Here is a 15,994-nt window from a genome sequence, read left to right as displayed (position 1 = left end):
CGGTAGCCTGCGGGCTGCCGTCCTCCTCGTTCCCCCTGGACCCTCATGCACCACGCCCCTGACGAAACGTCCCGCCCGCCGCGCCGCCGCCCCCTGGGCAGCGGCCCGGGCGAGCCGGAGGGGCCGGTGCGCGGCGCTGAGCCCGCACCCGCACCCGCCGCACCGGCCGAGACTCCTGAAGGGGCCGAGGCTTCTGAGGCGGCCGAGATTCCTGAGGTGACCGAGGTCCCTGAGGTGACCGAGGTCCCTGAGGTCCCTGAGGTCCCTGAGGTCCCTGAGGTCCCTGAGGCCCCTGAGGTCGGTGAGGTCCCTGAGGCCGCCGGGGACGGGCGGTTCACCGTGCGGCTCTCGAACTTCGAGGGGCCCTTCGACCTGCTCCTCCAGCTGATCACCAAACACAAGCTCGACGTCACCGAGGTCGCCCTCTCCCAGGTCACCGACGAGTTCATGGCGCACCTGCGGGCCCTCGGGCCCGACGGGGACCTCGACCAGACCACCGAGTTCCTCGTCGTCGCCGCCACCCTGCTCGACCTGAAGGCCGCCCGGCTGCTCCCCGCCGCCGAGGTGGAGGACGAGGCCGACCTCGCCCTCCTGGAGGCCCGCGACCTGCTCTTCGCCCGGCTCCTCCAGTACCGCGCGTACAAGCGCATCGCGGAGATCTTCGAGGAGCGGTGGGAGGCCGAGGGCCACCGCCACCCCCGTACCGTCGGGCTCGAACCGCACCACGCCGAGCTGCTCCCCGAGGTCGTCATCTCCATCGGCGCCGAGGGCTTCGCCAGACTGGCCGCCAAGGCCATGCAGCCCAGGGCCGAGCCCCAGGTGTACGTCGACCACATCCACGCCCCGCTCGTCAGCGTCCGGGACCAGGCCGCGGTGGTCGTCGCGCTGCTCCGCGAGCGCGGGACGGCCGTCTTCCGGGAGCTGATCGAGGACGCCGGCGACACCCTCACCGTCGTCGCCCGCTTCCTCGCCCTCCTGGAGCTCTACCGGGAGAAGGCCGTCGCCCTCGACCAGGAGACCGCCCTGGGGGACCTCACGGTCTCCTGGACCGGCGGGGAGAGGGACCCGTCCGGGGCCGTGACCGACGAATTCGACCAGGAGGCCACCCCATGAGCGATCTCAAGCCCGCCCTCGAAGCCGTCCTCATGGTCGTCGACGAGCCCGCCACCGAGGCCCACCTCGCCAAGGTCCTGGACCGCACCCCGCGCGAGGTGGCCGACGCCCTGCACGAGCTGGCCGACGAGTACACCTCCCAGGGCCGCGGCTTCGAGCTGCGGCAGGTGGCCGGGGGGTGGCGCTACTACACCCGCGCCGCCTTCGCCCCGGCCGTCGAGGCCTTCGTCCTGGAGGGGCAGCAGGCGCGGCTCACCCAGGCGGCCCTGGAGACCCTCGCGGTCGTCGCGTACCGCCAGCCGGTCAGTCGTTCCCGGGTCTCCGCGGTCCGCGGAGTCAACTGCGACGGCGTGATGCGGACCCTCCTCCAGAGGGGTCTGGTGGAGGAGGCGGGCGCGGAACCCGAAACAGGTGCGATCCTGTACAGGACGACGAACTACTTCCTGGAGCGGATGGGCCTGCGCGGTCTGGACGAACTCCCCGAGCTGGCTCCCTTCCTCCCAGAGGCGGAGGCGGTCGAGCCGGACTCGCTGGAAGGGGTTCCGTCGTTCGATCCGGATGCGCCGGATCGTGAGGACGACGACAAGACGGAAGTTTGATGCGAAGCAGCAGCGGCAGGAACAGCAGCGGAAACAACGGCGGGAGCCGTGGTGGCAACAGCGGCGGCCGCGGCGGCAGCAGCGGTGGCGGCTCCCGTGGTGGCAGCTCGGGCGGTGGTTACCAGGGTGGTGGCTCCCGTGGTGGCAGCTCGGGTGGTGGCTCCCGTGGTGGCAGCTCAGGTGGCGGCTACCAGGGTGGTGGCTCCCGTGGTGGCAGCTCGGGTGGCGGCTACCAGGGTGGTGGCTCCCGTGGTGGCAGCTCGGGCGGTGGTTACCAGGGTGGTGGCTCCCGTGGTGGCAGCTCGGGCGGTGGTTACCAGGGTGGTGGCTCCCGTGGTGGCAGCTCCGGTGGCGGCTACCAGGGTGGCGGCGCCGGCCGCGGCGACCAGGGCCCCAGCAACCCGCGTCGTCCGCGCCCCGAGGAGCGCTCCTACGACGTAGGCGGCCCCTCCGAGGCCCCGAAGAAGGGCCGCGGCTCCGCGGCCCGCGGCGGCGCCAAGGGCGGCCCCAAGGCCCCGCAGGGCGGCACCCCGCCCCGTCGCGGTCCGCACGGCCAGCGGCAGGCGCCCGCCCGCTCGCGCGAGCTCGACGCCAAGATCGAGCAGCGCAACCGGGAGCGGTACGAGGGCCGTCCGGAGATCAAGACCCCGAAGACCTTCCCCGGCGCCGAGCAGGAGGGCGAGCGCCTGCAGAAGGTCCTCGCCCGCGCCGGCATGGGCTCGCGGCGCGCCTGCGAGGAGCTCGTCGAGCAGGCCCGCGTCGAGGTCAACGGAGAGATCGTCCTGGAGCAGGGCAAGCGCGTCGACCCGGAGAAGGACGAGATCAAGGTGGACGGCCTGACCGTCGCCACCCAGTCCCACCTCTTCTTCGCGCTGAACAAGCCGGCCGGTGTCGTCTCCACCATGGAGGACCCGGACGGCCGCCAGTGCCTCGGCGACTACGTCACCAACCGCGAGACCCGGCTGTTCCACGTCGGCCGGCTCGACACGGAGACCGAGGGCATCATCCTGCTCACCAACCACGGCGAGCTGGCCCACCGCCTCACGCACCCGAAGTACGGCGTGAAGAAGACCTACCTGGCGGCCATCACCGGCCCGCTGCCCCGCGAGGTCGGCAGGCGGCTGAAGGACGGCATCCAGCTGGAGGACGGCTACGCGCGCGCCGACCACTTCCGCGTGGTCGAGCAGACCGGCAAGAACTACCTGGTCGAGGTCACCCTCCACGAGGGCCGGAAGCACATCGTGCGCCGGATGCTCGCCGAGGCGGGCTTCCCGGTCGAGAAGCTGGTCCGCACGGCCTTCGGCCCGATCTCCCTGGGCGACCAGAAGTCGGGCTGGCTGCGCCGGCTCACCAACACCGAGGTCGGCATGCTGATGAAGGAAGTCGGCATGTAAGCCCCCCTCCGCTGTACCGGAGAAGCCCGTGACCGCCCGGCGGTCACGGGCTTCTCCGCGTTTCCGCGACGGGCCTTGTGGCTGCGACCCGCCGACCTTTATAGTCAAGGTGACTCTTAAGGAGGCGGGTGTGAGCCTCGCAGACCTCTTCACCACCCTCGCCGTGCACGGCCGGTGGACCTGGACCCACGGGGGTGGACCAGGTTCCGACGACCTCCCGGCGCGCCGCACCACGCGCGCCGCGAGGACGAGGCCGCGCACGGCGGGGGTGGTGGGGGTCCAGGAGTCGACCGCACGGGAGGCGACGGCGGTGGTGGTGGTGGCGTGAAGCGCTACGGCCACGGCCTCGTCCCCGGCAGGTTCCACCCGCCGCACGCCGGCCACCACCACCTCGTCCGCACCGCGCGCGACCGCTGCGAGCGCCTCACCGTGCTCGTCCGCGCCTCCTCCGCGGAGACCCTGCCCCTGGAGGACCGGGTCGCCTGGATGCGCGAGATCCACCCCGACGTCCTCGTCGTCGGCGCCCTCGACGACACCCCCGCCGACCTCCGCGGCCCCGACGCGTGGGCCGCCCGCACCGCCGTCCTGCGGGCCGCCGTGCCCGAGCGCGTCGACGCCGTCTTCACCTCGGAGCCGTACGGGGAGGAGCTCGGCCGGCACCTCGGAGCCGAGGCCGTCCTCGTCGACCCGGAGCACACCCGCTTCCCCGTCTCCGGGACCGCCGTCCGCGCGGACCCCGCCGGATTCTGGGACTTCCTGGAGCCGCCCGTACGGGCCGCGCTCACCCGGCGGGTCGTCGTCCTCGGCGCCGAGTCCACCGGCACCACCACCCTGGCCCGCGCCCTCGTCGACCACTACCGGCGACGCGGCGGCGTCTGGGCCCGCACGGGCTACGTACCGGAGTACGGACGCGAGTACGCCGAACTCAGGCTCGCCGAGCTCCGCGCCGAACGCCCCGGCGCCGACCGGGCCGAGCTCGTCTTCCGCTCCTCCGACTTCCCCGTCATCGCCCAGCGCCAGGCCGAACTGGAGGAGGAGGCCGCCCGGGACGGCTCACCCGTCCTCTTCTGCGACACCGACGCCTTCGCCACCACCATCTGGCACGAGCGGTACATGGGCACCACCAGCCCCGCCGTCGGTGAGATCGCCGCCCTCGGCCGGCAGCACCTCTGGCTGCTCACCGACCACCGGGGCGTCGACTTCGAGTACGCCGACGGTGCTGCACTGCGCGACGGGGAGTACCTGCGGCCCTGGATGACCGCGCGCTTCCTCACCCAGCTCGCGCACAGCGGCCGCCGCACCGCCGTCCTCACCGGCCCCCACGAGGAGCGGCTCGCGGCCGCCGTCGCCGCCGTCGACGCGCTGCTCGCCGAGGGCTGGCACCTCACCGACCCCCCGACGGAGCGCCGATGACCGCTCACCAGGCACCCGAGGGCTACGACCCGTACGCCTTCGAGCCGTTCGCCGTCACCGTCGACCTCGCCGTCCTCACCCTCCGCGAGGAACGCCTGCACGTCCTGCTCGTCGAGCGCGGCCAGGAGCCGTACGCCGGATCCTGGGCCCTGCCCGGCGGATTCGTCCTGCCCCGCGAGTCCGCCGAACGGGCCGCCCGCCGCGAACTCGCCGAGGAGACCGGGCTCTCCGAGACCACCGTCGCCGGACTCCACCTCGAACAGCTCCGCACCTACACCGAACCGGACCGCGACCCGAGGATGCGGGTCGTCTCCGTCGCCTTCACCGCGCTCGTACCGGACCCTCCCCCAGACTCCGTCCGGGGGGACCCCCACCTCGCCACGTGGCTCGAACCGCGCGGTGGCGGCGACGCGGCCGAGGCCCGCTGGATGCCGTACGACACGGTCCCGGGTCTCGCCTTCGACCACGACCGGATCCTCGCCGACGCCCACGAAAGGGTCGGCGCCAAGCTGGAGTACACCTGTCTCGCCACCGCCTTCTGCCCACCCGAGTTCACCCTCGGCGAGCTGCGGCAGGTCTACGAGACGGTCTGGGGCGTCGAACTCGACCGCCCCAACTTCCGGCGCAAGGTCCTCACCACGCCCGGCTTCGTCCAGGCCGTGGAAGGACCGCCACGCCTCACCGGCGGACGGGGGAAACCGGCCGCTCTCTACCGGGCGGGCGGGGCCACCACCCTCCACCCGCCCCTCCTGCGACCGGAAGGACGCCCCGCATGAACCTCGCACGACACGCCACCAAGCAGGCCGCGACCGGCTCCCTGATCGGGCTCGCGCTCGGCGACGCGCTGGGATTCCCCACCGAGTTCAACGACGTGCCGTCGATCCTCGCCAAGGTCGGACCCTGGCGGCAGATGGCACTGCCCGTCAGGAACGGGACGGCGTACGTCACCGACGACACCCAGATGACCCTCGCCTTCGCCCGCGGCATCCGCACCGCCATGGACCGGGGGGTGCTCGCCCCGCTGCGGCTCGCCAGGCCCGTCCGCGACGAGTTCGTCGACTGGTACCACTCGCCGGAGAACAACCGCGCCCCCGGCAACACCTGCCTGCGCGCCTGCATGCTCCTCGACGGCGACCGGCTCTGGCAGGACGCCTCCCAGATCCACTCCAAGGGCTGCGGCGCCAACATGCGCGTCGCGCCCATCGGGCTCGTCCCCGGGCTCAGCGAGGAGCAGCGGGCGGGCGCCGCGCAGCTCCAGTCGGGCCTGACCCACGGGCACCCCACCGCGCTCGCCGCCTCCGACCTCACCGCCCGCGCCGTGTACCTGCTCGCGCAGGGCGTGGACCCGGCCGGGCTCGTCGGACAGCTCCGCTCGTACGCGTACGAGAACCGCTCCCGCTACCACGAGCACTGGCTCGGCGACCTGTGGACCCGGTCCCAGGACCCCAGCGCCCTCCACTTCGTCCAGCGCGGCTGGGACGAGTGCCTGGCCGTTCTGGAGCGCCTGGACGCCGTCCAGCGCACGGCCGACCCCGAGCTCGACCCCTGCGAGTACACCGGCGACGGCTGGATCGCCGAGGAGGCCCTCGCGACCGGCCTCCTCTGCTTCCTGCTCTTCCCCGAGGAGCCCCTCACCGCCCTCCGCCGCGCCGCCTGCACCCGCGGCGACTCCGACTCGATCGCCGCCCTCGCGGGCGCCTTCGCCGGCGCCCACCTCGGCGCGGACGCCTGGCCGAAGGAGTGGGCGGAGCGCGTCGAGTACCGCAGCGACCTGCTGACCTTCGGCGCGCTCTGGGACGCGTGACCCATGACCCTCACCCTGGACCTGGACCTCTCCGCCGTCGTCGCGGAACAGCCCGATCCCCTGCTCTTCGCGACCGTCTCCGGCGCGCACCTGTACGGCTTCCCGTCCCGCGACTCGGACGTCGACCTCCGCGGCGCGCACCTCCTGCCCGTGGACGCCCTCGTGGGCCTCCGCGAGCCGGAGGAGACCCGCAGCCGGATGTGGGACCGGGACGGCGTCGAGATGGACCTCGTCACCCACGACCTGCGGAAGTTCGCCCGGCTGATGCTGCGCCGCAACGGCTACGTCCTGGAGCAGCTCACCTCCCCGCTCGTCGCCCACACCACGGACACCCACGCGGAGCTGGTCTCCCTCGTGCCCGAGCTGCTCACCCGCCACCACGCCCACCACTACCGCGGCTTCGCGGCGACGCAGTGGCGGCTCTTCGAGAGCAGCGGTGAGCTCAAGCCGCTGCTCTACACCTACCGGGCCCTGCTCACCGGCATCCACCTGATGCGCTCGGGCGAGGTGCAGGCCCATCTGCCGACCCTGGTGGGAGAGGTGGCCGAGGCTCCCGCCCGGCTGCCCGACCTCGTCGCGGCGAAGGCGGCGGCCGAGCACGGGCGGGCCGAGACGGACCCGGAGGCCGTACGGGCCGAGACGGAGGCCCTGCACGGAGTCCTGGACGCGGCGCAGGCGGTCTCGGGGCTCCCCGAGTCGGTCCGCGTCCACGACGCGCTGCACGACCTCGTCGTACGGGCCCGCCTGGAACGCCTTCAGGGGGCGTACGGTCCCGGTTAGAGCGTCTTCAGGGCTGACGCGCGGCGGGCGCGGATCAGGAAGTCCTGGATCCGGGGCTCGTCCGGGGCGGCGGGGAGGGGAGTCGTGTCGTGGGCGCGGTCCGCCTCCTCCTGGAGGCGGTTCATCCAGGACTCGACCTCCGGCCAGGGCACCTCACCGGCCTTGACCTCGAGGAGGCGGTCGCGGTCCTCGCCGACGTCGATGCGGAGCTCGCCCGTGCGCAGCAGGTCGCGGCAGCTCGTCAGGAGCCGCAGCAGGTGCATGGCGTGCTTCCAGCGCGGCAGGCCGTACTGGCGGACGTCCGCGTCGAGCTTGCGGCGCTGACCGCCCGCGTAGCGCACGAAGGTCTGGTGGGCCCGGCGGGACAGGAAGGCCCCGCGAAGGGAGAGCAGCTCGCGGCCCCATTCGTCGGTGTGCTCGACCACGGGGGAGTGGAGGCACTCCAGGACGTTCGGGTTGTTGCGCAGGGCGAGCTCGCAGAAGCGTTCCAGCTCCCAGCTGAACTGCTCCTCGGCCGGCCCCTCCACATGCGCCGGGGGCTTGTCGAACTGCCAGAAGAGCGGCGTCGGGGCGAGGTAGACACCCCGTACGTCCATGTCGCTGTCCTCGGTCGCCAGACCGAAGGCGCGCGAGCCCATCACGCAGGAGTAGATCGTGTGCTCGCGCACCAGCTCGTCGGGAGTCATGCGGGGCAGATTACGCCAGGGTGATCGTTTCCCCCGAGACAATAATCCGCTCGGCAGGCAGCGCCCGGGGGGCGGGTCCCGCCGCGACCGAACCGTCGGCGACGCGGTACTTGGAACCGTGGCAGGGGCAGTCGATCGTGCCGTCCGCGACCTTGTTCACCGTGCAGCCCTGATGGGTGCAGATCGCGGAGAACGCCTTGAACTCGCCCGCCACGGGCTGGGTCACGACCACCTTCTCCTCCGGGAAGACCATGCCCCCGCCGACCGGGATCTGGGAGGTCCTGGCCAGCGGCGCGGGGCCGCTCCCGGCGGCGCTCGGGGCGGTCGCGGGAGACGTGACGGTCGAGGCGCTCGTGCCCGTACCGCCGTCACCCCCGCCGTCCGAGCCGCAACCCGTCGTCAGAGCCGCTGAGGCGAACAGGACCGTACGGCGTGTGGTGGGGCGTGAGGTCATGCCGCCAGCTTGGCCGCGCGCCGCCCCCGGGGCCCGCAACACGCCTGCACGCGGCGCCCGCCTCCCTCGCACGGCCGCCCCGCCCACCGCGTACACCGAGTGGTGGAACACCCCGGTTCGGGTGAGATTGGGCGTGTTCCGTACCGGACGAAAGGCAGGACCATGGCGGGTAACGACCTCGGCAGTCTCCTCGGGAGCCTCCTCGGCGGCGCCGGCGGCGCCGGCGGACAGAACAGCGGCGCCGGAGGCATCCTCGGCTCCCTGATCGGGGCCCTCGCCGGCGGCAAGGGCGGCGCGGGCGCCAACGGCGGCAACCCGCTCGGCGGACTCCTCGACATGCTGACGAAGTCGGGCCTCACCGACCAGACCCGGTCCTGGGTCGGCACCGGCGAGAACCAGACCGTCAGCGGCGCCCAGATCGCCGAGGCCCTCCCCGACGACACCCTCCAGAAGGTCGCCGCGGAAGCCGGCGTCAGCCCGCAGCAGGCCGCCGACGAGATCGCGCAGTCGCTGCCGCAGGCCGTCGACAAGCTGACCCCGAACGGCTCGCTGCCCCAGGGCGCCTCCCTGGAGGAGATCATCCGCCAGCAGCGGCTCTGACCCCGCCCCGCACGCCCGCCCACCGACCCGGACCGTCCCGGTCCGTCTCGGAGGGCGGGCGCCGCGGCGCGCCGTCCCCGCCGCTGACTAGGCTGATCGGAGCACTGAACGCAGGCGAAGGAGCACGACGTGGCGGTACGAGCGGTCCGAGGAGCCGTCCAGCTGGAGCGGGACGAGGCCGGACACATGCGCGAGCAGGTCGAGGAACTCCTCACCGCCGTCCTCGAGCGCAACGGGCTCACCGCCGACGACCTCATCAGCATCTGGTTCACGGCCACGCCCGATCTCCACAGCGACTTCCCCGCCGCCGCGGCCCGGCACATCGGGATCGTCGACGTCCCCCTGATCTGCGCACAGGAACTCGACATCGAGGGTGCGATGCCGAGGGTCGTCCGGCTCCTCGCCCACGTCGAGACCGAACTGCCCAAGTCGTCGATCGCGCACGTCTACCTCGGCGCCGCGGCCGCCCTGCGCAAGGACATCGCCCAGTGAGAACAGCGCTCGTCATCGGAACCGGCCTGATCGGCACCTCCGCCGCCATTGCCCTGGCGGGCCGGGGCGTCACCGTCCACCTGCGCGACCACGACCCGGCGCGCGCCAGCACCGCCGCCGCACTCGGCGCGGGCACCGACGAGGCACCCGAAGGCCCCGTCGACCTCGCCATCGTCGCCGTGCCCCCCGCGCACGTGGCCGCCACCCTCGCCGAGGCCATGACCGCCGGCCTCGCCCGCGGCTACCTGGACGTGGCGAGCGTCAAGGGCGGACCCAAGCGCGAGCTGGAGGCGCTCGGCCTCGACCTCACCGCCTACATCGGCAGCCACCCGATGTCCGGCAAGGAACGCTCGGGCCCGCTCGCCGCCACCGCCGACCTCTTCGAGGGCCGGCCCTGGGTCCTCACCCCCACCCGGGACACCGACACCGAGGTCCTCAACCTCGCCCTGGAGCTCGTCGCCCTCTGCCGGGCCGTCCCCGTCGTCATGGACGCCGACGCCCACGACCGGGCCGTGGCCCTGGTGTCCCACACCCCGCAGCTGGTGTCCTCCATGGTCGCCGCGCGCCTGGAGGAGGCCGACGAGTCCGCCGTACGCCTCTGCGGGCAGGGCATCCGCGACGTCACCCGGATCGCGGCCTCCGACCCGCGCATGTGGATCGAGATCCTCTCCGCCAACCCCGGGCCCGTCGCCGACGTCCTCTCCGGCGTCGCCGCCGACCTCGACGAGACCGTCCGCGCCCTGCGGTCCCTGCAGTCCGCCGACGAGTCCGAGCGGCGCGACGGCGCCTCGGGCGTCGAGGACGTCCTGCGGCGCGGCAACGCCGGCCGGGCCCGCGTCCCCGGCAAGCACGGTGCCGCCCCCACGGCCTACGAGACCGTCGCCGTCCTCATCAGCGACCAGCCGGGCGAGCTCGCCCGCATCTTCGCCGACGCGGGCCGCGCGGGCGTCAACATCGAGGACGTCCGCATCGAGCACGCGACCGGCCAGCAGGCGGGCCTGGTCCAGCTGATGGTCGAACCGGCGGCGGCGGCGGTGCTGGGCGCGGCGCTGCAGGAACGCGGCTGGGCACTCCGCATGAGCTGACAGGCCCGTTCGGCTGCGGGCGCTCGCCCCGCTGGGCGGCCGTGTCCGTCGCGGGCGCTCGCCCCGCTGGGCCCCGTCCGTTGTGGGCATGCCTTCCGCTGGGGCGATGGGGGTCCCCCCCTGCTCGAGCGGAGCCGAGAGCTTGGGGGAGGGTGGGCACCACGGACGGCGCCCGTTGCCGGGCCTAGGCTTCCGCGCCTGGACCCGCACCGCAGGTACGGCGCGCATCGTGGTGCGGGTCCAGGCACAGGGGGCGGAGGCGCCGCCGAGGGCGCCGTCCCGTGTGCCCACCCGTCCCGCCCCAGCGGGACGATTGCCCACACGGGGGTGGGTGCGGGGCACCGCCCCGCAGGTGCGTGCCCACAAGGGGGCGGGCGGCGGCCGGTCGGTGCGGCCCCGTGTACGGGCGGGGCCGAACGGGTGCCGGGGACTCGGTAACCTTGTGGAGGTGCCCGCGTCCCGCCGGGCGTCCTGCCGCTCACCCCAGGAAGGTTCTCCCACCGTGGAATCCGTGATCGTCGCCATCGACGGGCCCTCCGGCACGGGCAAGTCCAGCACCTCGAAGGCGGTCGCCGCCAAGCTGGGGCTGAGCTACCTCGACACCGGCGCCCAGTACCGGGCGATCACCTGGTGGATGATCAGCAACGGCGTCGACGTCACCGACGCCGAGGCCGTCGCCAACGCCGCCTCCAAGCCGGTCATCGTCTCCGGCACGGACCCGGCCCGCCCCACGATCACCGTCGACGGCGCGGACGCCTCCGGCCCGATCCGTACCGAAGAGGTCACCTCCAAGGTCAGCGCCGTCAGCTCCGTCCCCGAGGTGCGGAGCCTGATCACGGAGCTGCAGCGGTCCATCGCCCGCAGCGCCGAGCTCGGCATCGTCGTCGAGGGCCGGGACATCGGCACCACCGTCCTGCCCGACGCCGATCTGAAGATCTTCCTCACCGCCTCGCCCGAGGCCCGTGCCGCCCGCCGCTCCGGTGAGCTCAAGGGCGTCGACGTGCACGCGACGAAGGAGGCCCTGATCAAGCGGGACGCGGCCGACTCCAGCCGCAAGACCTCCCCGCTCGCCAAGGCCGGCGACGCCGTCGAGGTCGACACCACCGACCTCACCCTGGACCAGGTCATCGAGTGCGTCGTCACCCTGGTGGACGAGAAGAGGACGGCCGCCAAGTGACCCTGCCCTCCGCGAAGGGCGCCGTCGTCGGCCGACGCATCGGCATCGGGCTGATGTACGGCTTCTGGAAGCCGCGCGTCCTCGGCGCCTGGCGGGTGCCGGCCTCCGGCCCCGTCATCCTCGCCGTCAACCACGCGCACAACATCGACGGCCCCATGCTCATGGGCACCGCCCCGCGCCCCGTGCACTTCCTCATCAAGAAGGAAGCCTTCGTCGGGCCCCTCGGGCCCTTCCTGGAGGGCATCGGGCAGGTCAAGGTCGACCGCGACAGCACCGACCGGAACGCGATCGGCAACGCCCTGGGCGTCCTGGAGCAGGGCGGCGTCCTCGGGATCTTCCCCGAGGGCACCCGCGGTGACGGCGACTTCGCCTCGCTGCGCGCGGGCCTGGCGTACTTCGCCCTCCGCAGCGGCGCGCCGATCGTCCCGGTCGCCGTGCTGGGAAGCACCGAGCGCCGCGGACGGTTGGTCAAAGCACTGCCTCCGCTGCGCGGCCGCGTGGACGTCGTCTTCGGCGACGCCTTCGAGGCGGGGGACGGCTCCGGCCGGCGCACCCGCAAGGCCCTCGACGAGGCCACCGTACGGATCCAGGGACAGCTCACCGCCCACCTGGAAAACGCCAGGCGCCTCACCGGGCGCTGAGCGAGACTCTCAGTAGTGGGCCCCGCCGCCCGGGGACCCACCGACCACGAATGATCAAGGAACGGACTTCATGAACGACCAGCACGACCACGGGGCACTTGGCGACGCCGAGTACGCGGAGTTCATGGAGCTCGCCGCGGAAGAGGGCTTCGACGTCGAGGACGTCGAGGGTGCGATCGAGGAGGCCGGCCACGGCCCGCTCCCCGTTCTCGCCGTCGTCGGCCGCCCGAACGTCGGCAAGTCGACCCTGGTGAACCGCATCATCGGCCGCCGCGAGGCCGTCGTCGAGGACAAGCCGGGCGTCACCCGCGACCGCGTCACCTACGAGGCCGAATGGGCCGGCCGCCGCTTCAAGGTCGTCGACACCGGCGGCTGGGAGCAGGACGTCCTCGGCATCGACGCCTCCGTCGCCGCCCAGGCCGAGTACGCCATCGAGGCCGCCGACGCCTGCCTCTTCGTCGTGGACGCCACCGTCGGCGCCACCGACACCGACGAGGCCGTCGTCAGGCTGCTCCGCCGTGCCGGCAAGCCGGTCGTCCTCGCCGCGAACAAGGTCGACGGCCAGTCCGGCGAGGCCGACGCGGCCATGCTGTGGTCCCTGGGCCTCGGCGAGCCGTTCCCCGTCTCCTCGCTGCACGGCCGCGGCACCGGCGACCTCCTCGACGAGGTCCTGCGGAAGCTGCCCGAGGCCCCCGAGCAGCGCTTCGGCAACGCGGTGGGCGGCCCGCGCCGCATCGCCCTCATCGGCCGCCCGAACGTCGGCAAGTCCTCCCTCCTGAACAAGGTGGCGAACGAGGACCGCGTCGTCGTCAACGAGCTGGCCGGCACCACCCGCGACCCGGTCGACGAGCTCATCGAGCTCGGCGGCGTGACGTGGAAGTTCGTCGACACGGCCGGCATCCGCAAGAAGGTCCACCTCCAGGCGGGCGCGGACTACTACGCCTCCCTGCGGACCGCCGCCGCCATCGAGAAGGCGGAGGTGGCCGTCATCCTCATCGACACCACCGACAACATCTCGGTCCAGGACCAGCGCATCATCACGATGGCGGTCGAGTCGGGCCGCGCCATCGTCATCGCCTACAACAAGTGGGACGAGCTCGACGAGGAGCGCCGCTACTACCTCGAGCGCGAGATCGAGACCGAGATGCAGCAGGTCGCCTGGGCGCCCCGGGTCAACGTCTCCGCCAAGACCGGCCGCCACATGGAGAAGCTGGTCCCGGCCATCGAGACCGCCCTCGCCGGCTGGGAGACCCGCGTCCCCACCGGCCGGCTCAACGCCTTCCTGGGCGAGATCGTCGCCGCCCACCCGCACCCGGTCCGCGGCGGCAAGCAGCCCCGCATCCTCTTCGGCACGCAGGCCGGCACCAAGCCGCCGCGGTTCGTGCTCTTCGCCTCCGGCTTCCTCGAGGCCGGCTACCGCCGCTTCATCGAGCGCCGGCTGCGCGAGGAGTTCGGCTTCGAGGGCACCCCGATCCACATCTCGGTGCGGGTGCGCGAGAAGCGCGGCCGCAAGAAGTAGCACCCGCGGAGTGACACACGGCTGAGGGCCGGGGCTCGATCGAGCCCCGGCCCTCAGCCGTATGCCTTGCCGTGTCTCAGAGACCCCTGCGGGGCCCCGGTGGCAGCGCCGCCTGGGCGGGCGGGTGCGGCTGCGCCGACCACGCCGTCGGATACGCCGCCGCGTGGCGGTGCCCCTGCCCGTACACGCCCGTGCTCAGGACCGTGCCGAAAGCCCGGAAGCTCAGCTCCTCCTCGCCGCTGCGGTCGCCCGGCAGCGTACGGAACGACCTGCGGTACTCCGAGTACAGGGCGTCGAAGATCGGTGTGGGCGAAGGGCCCGCCGCGACGTCCTGCGCGGGGCGCATCGAAGGGATCGGGCTCGGATTCGGCTGGAGGAAGGGGTCGTATGGGTGCACATAGGTGCCAACGACACCGCCGCCCGTCGGATGCGGGCGGCTCTCCGAAAGGGGAGCGCCCCGGGGCCGCGGCACGGTCGGAACACCCGCCCCCGCCCCGGGGAACCGCGCCCGCCCTATGCCCGGCCGGCCGTCCTCCATCAGGTGCCGGCCAGCGGCATCGCGGCGGCCACCAGACGGCCGTTCGCCGCGGCCTTCTCCAGGGCGTCGCGCAGCAGGTCCTCGCGCGGCTGCTGGCCGATCGAGCCCACCGGGGCGGCGAAGACCAGGACCGTGTGCGACTTGTTGGCCGCCGCGCGCCAGCCCTCGGTGACCTGGAGCGGCTGGTGCGCCTGCCACCAGGCGGCCTGACCGGCACCGCCCGGCCCCGGCTGGAGCACGGAGTGCAGCTGGCCCATGGCGACCAGGACCGACCAGCCCGGCAGCACGGCCGGCTTCTCGCCCAGGTCCATGACCGGGCGGAAACCCTGCTCGGCCAGGAGCGGAAGGAACTCGTCGGTGAGGCCGTCCGAACCCGGACGGGCCACCGGGGCGGTCGGCTCCACGACGAGCGCCGGGTGCAGCTCGCCCTCGATCAGGACGAGACCGCTGGTGACCCCGAGCACGGCCTGCTCGGGGTGGGAGGCGGACAGCGCGTCGGCGGCGTCGGAGGCCGCGATGGAGGCGACGGCGCCCTGGAGCTGCTCCTCGGCGACCCGGACGACCTGCGACGGGATGCAGCTGGCGTGGGCGAACGCGAGGACCGCGGTCTCGTCGCCGACGAACAGCACCGTGCTGGTGCGCTCCTGGTCGGAGTCTCCCGGCGTGCGGCAGGAGGTGCAGTCGTAACTGCCCGGGGCGTTGTCGCCGGCCAGCAGCCGGTCCGCTTCTTCGTCGCCGATCTCGGCGCGTACGTCCTCGCTGACGTCGAGCATGCGCGGCACGGGGGGCTCCCTGGACTCGGTACGGGGGGACGCCGGGCCGATCCCGGGCGTCTCATGCCGAGTTCAACGGGCCAGCCTCGGCCGGGGTCACGCGCGAAGCCGAGGCAACTTGCCACCGGCGTGTGCGGGCCGGGGTCCGGGGGGCCGTGACTCCGACCGGGTGGGGTGTGAACAGTGTTCCGCGCGGCACGGGCCGGGGGCGCCGGGGGGCTGCCTAGCCTGCCTCGATGTCGAAGATCCGATTTTGGGCAGCCGGTTCCCTCGTGGCGGCGTCCGCGGCCGCGCTCCTGGCCCTGGCCCCGGCGCCCGCCCAGGCCCGGGACACGTCCGCCGGGCCCGTCCCGGAGGCGGCCGGTGCCGTCCGGGACGTACCCGGCTCGGTCGAGGACGCGGCCGGGGTCGTACGGGACGTGCCGGACGGGGTCCGGGAGGCCTCCGCCGCGCTCCTGGGCGCCTCGGACGCGCTCCGGGAGGCGGCTTCCGTCCCCTCGTACGCCTGTGCGCAGGACCAGTGGCCGTGGGGATGCGTCGCCGAGTGCGAGAGCAGCGGGCGCTGGCACACCAACACCGGCAACGGCTTCTACGGCGGGCTCCAGTTCTGGCACCCCACCTGGGTCGAGCACGGCGGCCTGAAGTACGCCCCCCGCGCCGACCTGGCGACCCGGCAGCAGCAGATCACCGTCGCCGAGGAGGTGCTCCGCACCCAGGGATGGGGGGCCTGGCCCGTCTGCTCCAAGCGGTACGGCCTGTACGGGCGCGTCCACACCGTCCAGGCCGGCGACACGCTCGCCTCCATCGCCCGCCGCTTCGCGATCAAGGGCGGGTGGCAGGCGCTGTACGCGGCGAACCGGAGCCTCATCGGGGCCGACCCCAACCGGATCGTCGTCGGCACCATGCTGCGGATCGACGTTCCCTAG

At 73.4% G+C, this 15,994-nt stretch carries 19 protein-coding genes; 15 read left to right on the top strand and 4 right to left on the bottom strand.

The genetic code is table 11. The annotated features are described in order from the left end of the window. Positions 1-45 precede the first annotated feature (45 nt). The 8 genes from ACN9M0_RS07395 to ACN9M0_RS07360 all read left to right on the top strand — a co-directional run bounded on the left by ACN9M0_RS07395 (position 46) and on the right by ACN9M0_RS07360 (position 7,103). A complete protein-coding gene (locus ACN9M0_RS07395; protein WP_426403321.1) occupies positions 46-1,113 on the top strand; it encodes a segregation and condensation protein A in 1,068 nt (355 codons plus the stop codon). Next, a complete protein-coding gene (gene scpB, locus ACN9M0_RS07390) occupies positions 1,110-1,712 on the top strand; it encodes an SMC-Scp complex subunit ScpB (RefSeq protein WP_366040538.1) in 603 nt (200 codons plus the stop codon). The genes ACN9M0_RS07395 and scpB overlap by 4 nt, the downstream gene beginning before the upstream one ends. Beyond that, positions 1,712-3,106 carry a pseudouridine synthase gene (locus ACN9M0_RS07385; protein WP_426403320.1) on the top strand — a complete coding sequence of 465 codons (1,395 nt, stop codon included), beginning with the start codon at positions 1,712-1,714 and terminating at the stop codon, positions 3,104-3,106. Before scpB ends, ACN9M0_RS07385 begins: the two co-directional genes overlap by 1 nt. Before the next feature lie 130 nt (positions 3,107-3,236). Further along, positions 3,237-3,434: a hypothetical protein gene (locus ACN9M0_RS07380; protein WP_426403319.1), complete on the top strand. Its 198-nt coding sequence runs from the start codon at positions 3,237-3,239 to the stop codon at positions 3,432-3,434. Then, positions 3,431-4,519 (top strand): AAA family ATPase, encoded by a 1,089-nt coding sequence (locus ACN9M0_RS07375; protein ID WP_366040540.1) that lies wholly within the window; start codon positions 3,431-3,433, stop codon positions 4,517-4,519. The genes ACN9M0_RS07380 and ACN9M0_RS07375 overlap by 4 nt, the downstream gene beginning before the upstream one ends. Beyond that, positions 4,516-5,295, top strand: a complete 780-nt coding sequence (locus ACN9M0_RS07370; RefSeq protein WP_366040541.1) for an NUDIX hydrolase — start codon at positions 4,516-4,518, stop codon at positions 5,293-5,295. Before ACN9M0_RS07375 ends, ACN9M0_RS07370 begins: the two co-directional genes overlap by 4 nt. Then, on the top strand, positions 5,292-6,323 hold the full coding sequence (locus ACN9M0_RS07365) for an ADP-ribosylglycohydrolase family protein (RefSeq protein ID WP_366040542.1): 1,032 nt from the start codon (positions 5,292-5,294) through the stop codon (positions 6,321-6,323). Before ACN9M0_RS07370 ends, ACN9M0_RS07365 begins: the two co-directional genes overlap by 4 nt. Positions 6,324-6,326: 3 nt before the next feature. Continuing rightward, complete coding sequence (locus ACN9M0_RS07360; RefSeq protein ID WP_366040543.1) at positions 6,327-7,103, top strand: nucleotidyltransferase domain-containing protein; 777 nt, start codon at positions 6,327-6,329, stop codon at positions 7,101-7,103. Here ACN9M0_RS07360 and ACN9M0_RS07355 read toward each other — a convergent pair. Together ACN9M0_RS07355 and ACN9M0_RS07350 are read right to left on the bottom strand one after the other, a co-directional pair. After that, positions 7,100-7,789, bottom strand: a complete 690-nt coding sequence (locus ACN9M0_RS07355; RefSeq protein WP_426403318.1) for a nucleotidyltransferase domain-containing protein — start codon at positions 7,787-7,789, stop codon at positions 7,100-7,102. The genes ACN9M0_RS07360 and ACN9M0_RS07355 overlap by 4 nt on opposite strands. Before the next feature lie 10 nt (positions 7,790-7,799). Next, on the bottom strand, positions 7,800-8,243 hold the full coding sequence (locus ACN9M0_RS07350; protein WP_366040546.1) for a Rieske (2Fe-2S) protein: 444 nt from the start codon (positions 8,241-8,243) through the stop codon (positions 7,800-7,802). A gap of 162 nt (positions 8,244-8,405) precedes the next feature. On the opposite strand from ACN9M0_RS07350, the gene ACN9M0_RS07345 reads away from it, so the two are divergent. From ACN9M0_RS07345 to der, 6 genes are all read left to right on the top strand, one after another. Next, positions 8,406-8,843: a YidB family protein gene (locus tag ACN9M0_RS07345; protein ID WP_426403317.1), complete on the top strand. Its 438-nt coding sequence runs from the start codon at positions 8,406-8,408 to the stop codon at positions 8,841-8,843. A 129-nt stretch (positions 8,844-8,972) separates the two neighbouring features. Continuing rightward, entirely contained in the window at positions 8,973-9,335 is a 363-nt protein-coding gene (gene aroH, locus ACN9M0_RS07340; RefSeq protein ID WP_366040548.1) for a chorismate mutase, read from the top strand. Continuing rightward, on the top strand, positions 9,332-10,420 hold the full coding sequence (locus ACN9M0_RS07335; protein ID WP_426403316.1) for a prephenate dehydrogenase: 1,089 nt from the start codon (positions 9,332-9,334) through the stop codon (positions 10,418-10,420). The genes aroH and ACN9M0_RS07335 overlap by 4 nt, the downstream gene beginning before the upstream one ends. A gap of 502 nt (positions 10,421-10,922) precedes the next feature. Beyond that, the gene (cmk, locus tag ACN9M0_RS07330) at positions 10,923-11,597 is read left to right on the top strand and encodes a (d)CMP kinase (RefSeq protein ID WP_426403315.1); all 675 of its coding nucleotides are present in this window, start codon (positions 10,923-10,925) and stop codon (positions 11,595-11,597) included. A gap of 53 nt (positions 11,598-11,650) precedes the next feature. Then, the gene (locus ACN9M0_RS07325; RefSeq protein ID WP_366040568.1) at positions 11,651-12,238 is read left to right on the top strand and encodes a lysophospholipid acyltransferase family protein; all 588 of its coding nucleotides are present in this window, start codon (positions 11,651-11,653) and stop codon (positions 12,236-12,238) included. A 70-nt stretch (positions 12,239-12,308) separates the two neighbouring features. Next, the gene (gene der, locus ACN9M0_RS07320; protein ID WP_366040551.1) at positions 12,309-13,757 is read left to right on the top strand and encodes a ribosome biogenesis GTPase Der; all 1,449 of its coding nucleotides are present in this window, start codon (positions 12,309-12,311) and stop codon (positions 13,755-13,757) included. A 76-nt stretch (positions 13,758-13,833) separates the two neighbouring features. Here the strand turns inward: der and ACN9M0_RS07315 are convergent, their stop codons facing one another. Next, positions 13,834-14,154: a hypothetical protein gene (locus ACN9M0_RS07315; protein WP_399697950.1), complete on the bottom strand. Its 321-nt coding sequence runs from the start codon at positions 14,152-14,154 to the stop codon at positions 13,834-13,836. Positions 14,155-14,294: 140 nt separating this feature from the next. Further along, positions 14,295-15,077, bottom strand: coding sequence for a hypothetical protein (locus tag ACN9M0_RS07310; RefSeq protein WP_366040552.1), 783 nt, complete (start codon positions 15,075-15,077; stop codon positions 14,295-14,297). A 227-nt stretch (positions 15,078-15,304) separates the two neighbouring features. Between ACN9M0_RS07310 and ACN9M0_RS07305 the strand changes: the two genes are divergently transcribed. Next, complete coding sequence (locus ACN9M0_RS07305; protein ID WP_366040553.1) at positions 15,305-15,994, top strand: transglycosylase family protein; 690 nt, start codon at positions 15,305-15,307, stop codon at positions 15,992-15,994.

The organism is Streptomyces sp. R-07, from assembly GCF_049913175.1.
Lineage (GTDB): Bacteria > Actinomycetota > Actinomycetes > Streptomycetales > Streptomycetaceae > Streptomyces.
Note: the sequence above shows the minus strand (reverse complement) of the source record. Positions and strands in the feature narration are given on the sequence as shown.

Bases quoted from the DNA above. Each gene is read 5' to 3' on its own strand.
- scpB (WP_366040538.1), top strand. From the start codon at position 1,110: ATGAGCGATCTCAAGCCCGCCCTCGAAGCCGTCCTCATGGTCGTCGAC.
- ACN9M0_RS07305 (WP_366040553.1), top strand. From the start codon at position 15,305: ATGTCGAAGATCCGATTTTGGGCAGCCGGTTCCCTCGTGGCGGCGTCC.
- ACN9M0_RS07365 (WP_366040542.1), top strand. From the start codon at position 5,292: ATGAACCTCGCACGACACGCCACCAAGCAGGCCGCGACCGGCTCCCTG.
- ACN9M0_RS07370 (WP_366040541.1), top strand. From the start codon at position 4,516: ATGACCGCTCACCAGGCACCCGAGGGCTACGACCCGTACGCCTTCGAG.
- ACN9M0_RS07360 (WP_366040543.1), top strand. From the start codon at position 6,327: ATGACCCTCACCCTGGACCTGGACCTCTCCGCCGTCGTCGCGGAACAG.
- ACN9M0_RS07355 (WP_426403318.1), bottom strand. From the start codon at position 7,789: ATGACTCCCGACGAGCTGGTGCGCGAGCACACGATCTACTCCTGCGTG.
- ACN9M0_RS07385 (WP_426403320.1), top strand. From the start codon at position 1,712: ATGCGAAGCAGCAGCGGCAGGAACAGCAGCGGAAACAACGGCGGGAGC.
- ACN9M0_RS07395 (WP_426403321.1), top strand. From the start codon at position 46: ATGCACCACGCCCCTGACGAAACGTCCCGCCCGCCGCGCCGCCGCCCC.
- ACN9M0_RS07350 (WP_366040546.1), bottom strand. From the start codon at position 8,243: ATGACCTCACGCCCCACCACACGCCGTACGGTCCTGTTCGCCTCAGCG.
- der (WP_366040551.1), top strand. From the start codon at position 12,309: ATGAACGACCAGCACGACCACGGGGCACTTGGCGACGCCGAGTACGCG.
- ACN9M0_RS07325 (WP_366040568.1), top strand. From the start codon at position 11,651: ATGTACGGCTTCTGGAAGCCGCGCGTCCTCGGCGCCTGGCGGGTGCCG.
- ACN9M0_RS07345 (WP_426403317.1), top strand. From the start codon at position 8,406: ATGGCGGGTAACGACCTCGGCAGTCTCCTCGGGAGCCTCCTCGGCGGC.